The following is a 6,408-nucleotide window of genomic DNA, read 5'->3' as shown; positions in this document are numbered from 1 at the left end:
GGTGCGGCTGCGCGCCCGCGAGGCCGGCGTCGACCTGCGCCGCATGCCGGGCAGCGGTCCGGCCGGCCGCATCACGCACGACGATCTCGACGCCTTCCTGAAGAGCGGCGGCGCGCCGGCCGGCGCTGGCCGGGCGCGGCTGCCGGACACATCCGTCGAGGAGGTGCCGGTGCGCGGCCTGCGCCGCCGCATCGCCGAGCGCATGGCGCTGGCCGCCGCGCGCATCCCGCACATCACCTATGTCGAGGAGGTCGACGTCACGGCGCTGGAGGAGCTGCGCGCGCGCCTCAACGCCGGGGAGCGGCCGGACCGGCCGCGCCTCACCGTCATGCCCTTCCTGATGCTCGCCATGGTGCGCGCCATCGCCGAGCACCCGCATCTCAACGCCCGCTACGACGACGAGGCCAACATCGTCCACCGCCATGGCGGCGTGCACATCGGCATGGCCGCGCAGACCGCCTCCGGGCTGATGGTGCCGGTGGTGCGCCACGTCGAGGCGCGCGACCTGTGGGACTGCGCGGCCGAGGTCAACCGGCTGGCCGAGGCCGCCCGCGCCGGCACCGCCACGCGCGAGGAGCTTTCGGGCTCGACCATCACCGTCACCTCGCTCGGCCCGCTCGGCGGCATCGTCACGACGCCGGTCATCAACCATCCCGAGGTCGCCATCGTCGGCGTCAACAAGATCGTCACCCGGCCGGTCTGGCAGGATGGCGGCTTCGTGCCGCGCAGGATGATGAACCTGTCGTCGAGCTTTGACCACCGCATCATCGACGGCTGGGACGCGGCGGTCTTCGTCCAGCGCATCAAGGCGCTGCTCGAGACCCCGGCCACCATCTTCCTGGAGGGCTGAGGCCATGAAGGAGATCTCCTGCAAGCTCCTGGTGATCGGCGGCGGCCCCGGCGGCTATGTCTGCGCCATCCGCGCCGGCCAGCTCGGCCTCGACACGGTGATCGTCGAGAAGGCGCGGCTCGGCGGCACCTGCCTGACCGTCGGCTGCATCCCCTCCAAGGCGCTGATCCACGCCGCCGACGAGTTCGCCGCCGTGCGCGCCATGGCCGCCGGCGGCGCGCCGACGGGCATCACCGTGGCCGAGCCGGCGATCGACCTCGCCCGCACCGTGGCCTGGAAGGACGGCATCGTCGACCGCCTCACGCTCGGCGTCGCCGGCCTGCTGAAGAAGGCGCGGGTCAAGACCGTCACCGGCCACGCCCGCTTCCGCGACGGCAAGACCGTCGAGGTCGACACCGAGACCGGGCCGCAGGTGATCCGCGCCGATGAGGTGGTGATCGCCACCGGTTCCGCCCCGGTGGCGCTGGCCGACCTGCCCTTCGGCGGCGACGTCGTCACCTCGACCGCGGCGCTGGCGCTCACCGCCCTGCCCGGCCGGCTGGCGGTCGTCGGCGCCGGCTATATCGGCCTCGAGCTCGGCACCGCCTTCGCCAAGCTCGGCGCGGCGGTCACCGTCGTCGACGTCGCGCCGCGCATCCTGCCGGCCTACGACGCCGAGCTCGTCCGGCCGGTCGCCGCGCGGCTCGAGGCGCTCGGCGTGCGGCTGCTGACCGGCACCGCGGTGAAGGGCTTTCGCGACGGCGAGCTCTTGCTCGAGAGCGACGACGGCGGGGCAACCTCGGTCGCCGCCGACAAGGTGCTGGTCGCCGCCGGCCGGCGCGCCGCGCTGGAAGGCTGGGGGCTCGAGGAGATCGACCTCGACATGGACGGCCCGTTCCTGCGCATCGACGAGCGCTGCCGCACCTCGATGCGCGGCGTCTACGCCATCGGCGACGTGACCGGCGAGCCGATGCTCGCCCACCGCGCCATGGCGCAGGGCGAGATGGTGGCCGAGATCGTCGCCGGCCACGACCGGGTGTTCGACAAGGCGGCGATCCCGGCCGTCTGCTTCACCGACCCCGAGATCGTCACCGTCGGCCTGTCGCCGGAGGCCGCGCGCGCCACCGGCCGCGAGATCAGGACGGCGAGCTTTCCCTTCCAGGCCAACGGCCGGGCGATGACGCTGTCGGCCGAGGACGGCTTCGTGCGCGTCGTGGCGCGCGCCGACAACCATCTGGTGCTCGGCATCCAGGCGGTCGGCCGCGGCGTGTCGGAGCTCGCCGCCGCCTTCTCGCTGGCGCTCGAGATGGGCGCCCGGCTCGAGGACGTCGCCGCCACCGTGCACGCCCACCCCACGCTCGGCGAGGCGTTTGCCGAGGCGGCGATGCGCGCGCTCGGCCACGCCCTGCACGTCTGACGCGGCCGCCGCGCGCCGGCCGCCGGCGATGGCCGGTGGACATCGGCCGCAACCGCGCTTGTCAACCGGCCTTGCGGCCGGCTATCACGCGCCAGGGACGAAACAAACGTACGCCGGCCAAAGAGCGTCCGTCCGAAGGGGGAGTGAGCGGCAGTCACCATGCCGAAAATGATCGACGTCCAGAACGTGACCAAGCGTTTCGGCAATGTGCTGGCGGTCGACGACTGCTCGCTGCATGTCGAGACCGGCTCCATCACCGGTCTGATCGGCCCGAACGGCGCCGGCAAGACGACGCTGTTCAACATGGTGGCCGGCGCCTTCGCCCCCACCTCGGGCCGCATCCTGCTCGACGGCGAGGACGTCACCGGCCTGCCGGCGCATGCGCTGTTCGATCGCGGGCTGATGCGCACCTTCCAGATCGCCCAGGAATTCACCCGCATGACGGCGCTCGAGAACCTGCTCACCGTGCCCTCGGAGCAGGCCGGCGAGAGCATCTTCAACGCCTGCTTCCGGCGCGGCCGGGTGCTCGCCGAGGAGGCCGAGACGCGCGCCCGCGCCGAGGAGGTGCTGGCCATGCTGCGGCTGACGCCGATGCGCAACGAGCTGGCCGGCAATTTGTCCGGCGGCCAGAAGAAGCTGCTCGAGCTCGGCCGCGTGATGATGGGCCACCCCAAGGTGGTGCTGCTCGACGAGATCGCCGCCGGCGTCAACCGCACGCTGCTCAACGAGCTCGCCCAGGCGGTCGAGCGGCTCAACCGCGAGGAGGGCCTCACCTTCTTCGTCATCGAGCACGACATGGACCTGATCGCGCGGCTGTGCGACCCGGTCATCGTGATGGCCGCCGGCAGCGTGATGGTCGAGGGGCCGATGGAGGAGATCCGCCAGAACCCGGAGGTCGTCGAGGCCTATTTCGGCGGCGGCATGTCGACGGAGGCCCGCCCATGAGCCTGCTCGCGATGGCCGGCGTGACGGCCGGCTACGGCGGCGCCAACATCCTCAACGGCGTGAACATCGAGATCGAGGCGCACGAGATCGGCGTCGTCGTCGGCCCCAACGGCGCCGGCAAGTCGACCACGCTCAAGGCGCTGTTCGGCCTGCTCACCGTGTCGGCCGGCACGATCCGCTTCGACGGCACCGACATCACCAACATGGCGCCCGAGAAGCTGGTCCGGCTCGGCCTGTCCTTCGTGCCGCAGGAGTTCAACGTGTTCCCGACCATGTCGGTGCACGAGAACCTCGAGATGGGCGCCTATGTGCGGCGCGATTCCTTCGGCCACCTGATCGACCAGGTCTACGGCTTCTTCCCGCCGCTCAAGGAGAAGCGCCGCCAGCCGGCGGGCGAGCTGTCGGGCGGCCAGCGCCAGATGGTGGCGATCGGACGCGCGCTGATGACCGAGCCCAAGCTCTTGCTGCTCGACGAGCCGACGGCTGGCCTGTCGCCGCGCTACATGGGCGAGATCTTCGAGCGCATCGTCGCCATCAACAAGGCCGGCACCGGCATCCTGATGGTCGAGCAGAACGCGCGCCAGGCGCTCGCGCTGGCCGACCGCGGCTTCGTGCTGGCCGGCGGCCAGAACCGATTCACCGGCACCGGCGCGGAGCTTCTGGCCGATCCCGAAGTCGCGCGCAGCTTTCTGGGCGGGGGAGAGTGAGACCATGACCGAAGCCGGCCTGCTTGCCGCCCTGCCGATCAACGAGTTCGTCTTCTTCATCAACAAGGCGGTGATCGCCGGGCTGATCATCGGCTCGATCTACGCGCTCGGCGCCGTCGGCGTGACGCTCGTCTTCGGCATCCTGCGCTTCGCGCATTTCGCGCATGGCGACATGATGACGTCGGGCGCCTTCATCGCGCTGCTGCTGATGCTGTTGGCGCCGGGCGCCGGCGCGCTGGTCGGCCTGCCGACGGCCTTCGTGCTGCTGCCGGTCGCCATGCTGCTGACGGCCGGCCTCGCCGTCGTCCTCGACCGCTGGTTCTACCGCCCGCTGCGGGTCGCCAACGTGCGGCCGGTGGTCATCGTCATGGCCTCGGTCGGCGTCATGCTGATGATGCAGGGCGTCATCCGGCTGTTCGCCGGCACCGGCACCCGGCAGCTCTATGTCGGCGTCAAGGACATCTACCGCCTGCCGGTCGGCAACGCCAACATCGTCGTCACCGAGCCGCAGCTCCTGCTGTTCGGCTTCACCGCCGTGGCGATCGTCGCGCTGCACCTCTTCCTGACCCGCTCGCGGCTCGGCAAGGCGATGCGCGCGGTCTCTGACAACGCCGACCTGGCCCGCGTGTCGGGCATCTCCATCGAGCAGGTGGTGCGCACCACCTGGATCATCGCCGGCGCGCTGGCCGCCGCCGGCGGCACGCTGCTCGCCCTCGACGTGACGCTGAAGCCCGACCTCAGCTTCAACATCCTGCTGCCGATCTTCGCCGCCGCCATCGTCGGCGGCATCGGCCAGCCCTACGGCGCGGTCGCCGGCGGCCTGCTCGTCGGCTTCACCGAGACGCTGGCGGTGTTCAACTGGTCGATCCTGCTGCGCCCGCTGCGGCCCGTCCTGCCGGAGTGGATCGAGATCCCCAACCAGCTCGCGCTGGTGCCGACGGAGTACAAGATCGTGGTTCCCTTCTTCATCCTGATCGCGGTGCTCGTCTGGCGCCCGACCGGCATCTTCCGCGGCAGGCTCATCAAATGAGCCCGCCGGCCGGACGCGAGGCGCTGCTGTTCGCCGGGCTCGGCGTCCTCATCCTGCTCGTCTTCCTGTGGCTCGGCGCGCCCTTCGGCATGCGCATGCTGGTCGAGGCGAGCTGCCTGGCGATCGTCGCCCTGGGGCTCACCATCCAGTGGGGCTATGCCGGGCTGTTCAACGTCGGCGTGATGGGCTTCATCGCGCTCGCCGCCTATGCCACGGTGCTCGTCTCCTTCCCCGTCAACGATGCCTTCTGGGCCTCCGAGGGCCCGGCCCAGCTCGGCTGGACGATCCTGCTCCTGGCGCTCGGCATCGGCGCCACCTTCGCGGCGAGCCGCAGCGACCGGCTCGGCCTGCCGCGCCGGCTGCGCACCGTCCTGACGGTGATCGTCGGCGTCGTCGCGCTGGTCGTCGTCGAGGGCGCGATCGGCGACACCGCCGCGCTGATCGAGAGCGAGGCCGGCTTCATCGGCGGCTTCGGCCTGCCGGCCTGGCTCGGCTGGCTGTTCGGCGGCGTGCTCGCCGGCATGCTCGGCTGGGCGATGGGCCGCGTCACGCTCGGCCTGCGCGCCGACTACATGGCGATCGCCACGCTCGGCATCGCCGAGATCGTCAAGGCCTACCTGAAGAACGCCGACTGGCTGACGCGCGGCACGCTGACCGTCTCGCCGCTGCCCTGGCCGGTGCCGACGGCCGCCGATCTCGGCTTCGTCGCCGCGCGCGCCGCCTATCTCAGCGTCACCGCGGTGATGATCGTCGTCATCTACGTGCTGCTGCAGCGCGCCTGGGCCTCGCCCTGGGGGCGCATGATGCGCGCCATCCGCGACAACGAGACGGCTGCCGCCGCCATGGGCAAGGACATCAACCGCCGCCGGCTCGAGATGTTCGTCCTCGGCAACGTCATCATCGGCATCGGCGGCGGCGCCTTCATCACCTTCACCGGCATCTTCGATCCGGCGAGCTTCCTGCCGCTCAACCACACCTTCCTGATCTGGGTGATGGTCATCCTCGGCGGCGCCGGCAACAATCTCGGCACCATCTTCGGCGCGCTGTTCGTCTATCTCATCTGGACGATCTCGGAGCCGGCCGCCCTGTTCCTGTTCGAGCAGGCGGCGGTGTGGGGCGACCGGTTGTTCGGCTGGGAGGCGCCCGCCGACCTCGCCACGCGCGCCCTGCAGATGCGCGTCTTCGTCATCGGCCTGACGATCACGCTGGTGCTGCGCTACGCGCCGCAGGGCCTGATCCCGGAGCGGCCGGTGCGCTACGAGTAGCCGCCGGCCCGCCGGCGGCGGGCGCGCTCCCGGGCAAGGTTGCGACCGCTTCGCCGGCCGCGAACGCGGCAAGACGAGAGGTCGCAGCCGCTCTGCGATCCGGTGAAGCGCGGACCGGCGCGAGACGAAAAGGGCCCGGCGCATGGCGCCGGGCCCTTTGCTGTCATGGCGATCGCAAGCGAGGTTGCGACCGGTTCGCCGGCCGCCGGCGCGTC

Annotated in this window: 6 protein-coding genes; all 6 read left to right on the top strand. The window is 71.3% G+C overall.

Translation table 11 applies throughout. The features are described 5' to 3' along the window. On the top strand, window positions 1–850 hold an 850-nt coding region (locus N1F89_RS20045; protein ID WP_290086231.1), incomplete at its 5' end, for a dihydrolipoamide acetyltransferase family protein. 4 nt (window positions 851–854) lie between these two features. Further along, window positions 855–2,246, top strand: coding sequence for a dihydrolipoyl dehydrogenase (lpdA, locus tag N1F89_RS20040; protein WP_290086230.1), 1,392 nt, complete (start codon window positions 855–857; stop codon window positions 2,244–2,246). 168 nt (window positions 2,247–2,414) lie between these two features. Further along, window positions 2,415–3,191 carry an ABC transporter ATP-binding protein gene (locus N1F89_RS20035; RefSeq protein WP_290086232.1) on the top strand — a complete coding sequence of 259 codons (777 nt, stop codon included), beginning with the start codon at window positions 2,415–2,417 and terminating at the stop codon, window positions 3,189–3,191. Continuing rightward, window positions 3,188–3,898 carry an ABC transporter ATP-binding protein gene (locus N1F89_RS20030; protein WP_290086228.1) on the top strand — a complete coding sequence of 237 codons (711 nt, stop codon included), beginning with the start codon at window positions 3,188–3,190 and terminating at the stop codon, window positions 3,896–3,898. The genes N1F89_RS20035 and N1F89_RS20030 overlap by 4 nt, the downstream gene beginning before the upstream one ends. Window positions 3,899–3,902: 4 nt before the next feature. Beyond that, a complete protein-coding gene (locus N1F89_RS20025; protein ID WP_290086226.1) occupies window positions 3,903–4,928 on the top strand; it encodes a branched-chain amino acid ABC transporter permease in 1,026 nt (341 codons plus the stop codon). After that, a complete protein-coding gene (locus N1F89_RS20020; protein WP_290086225.1) occupies window positions 4,925–6,193 on the top strand; it encodes a branched-chain amino acid ABC transporter permease in 1,269 nt (422 codons plus the stop codon). The genes N1F89_RS20025 and N1F89_RS20020 overlap by 4 nt, the downstream gene beginning before the upstream one ends. Window positions 6,194–6,408 lie beyond the last annotated feature (215 nt).

Source organism: Aquibium sp. A9E412 (genome assembly GCF_030398335.1).
Taxonomy (GTDB): domain Bacteria; phylum Pseudomonadota; class Alphaproteobacteria; order Rhizobiales; family Rhizobiaceae; genus A9E412.
Note: the sequence above shows the minus strand (reverse complement) of the source record. Positions and strands in the feature narration are given on the sequence as shown.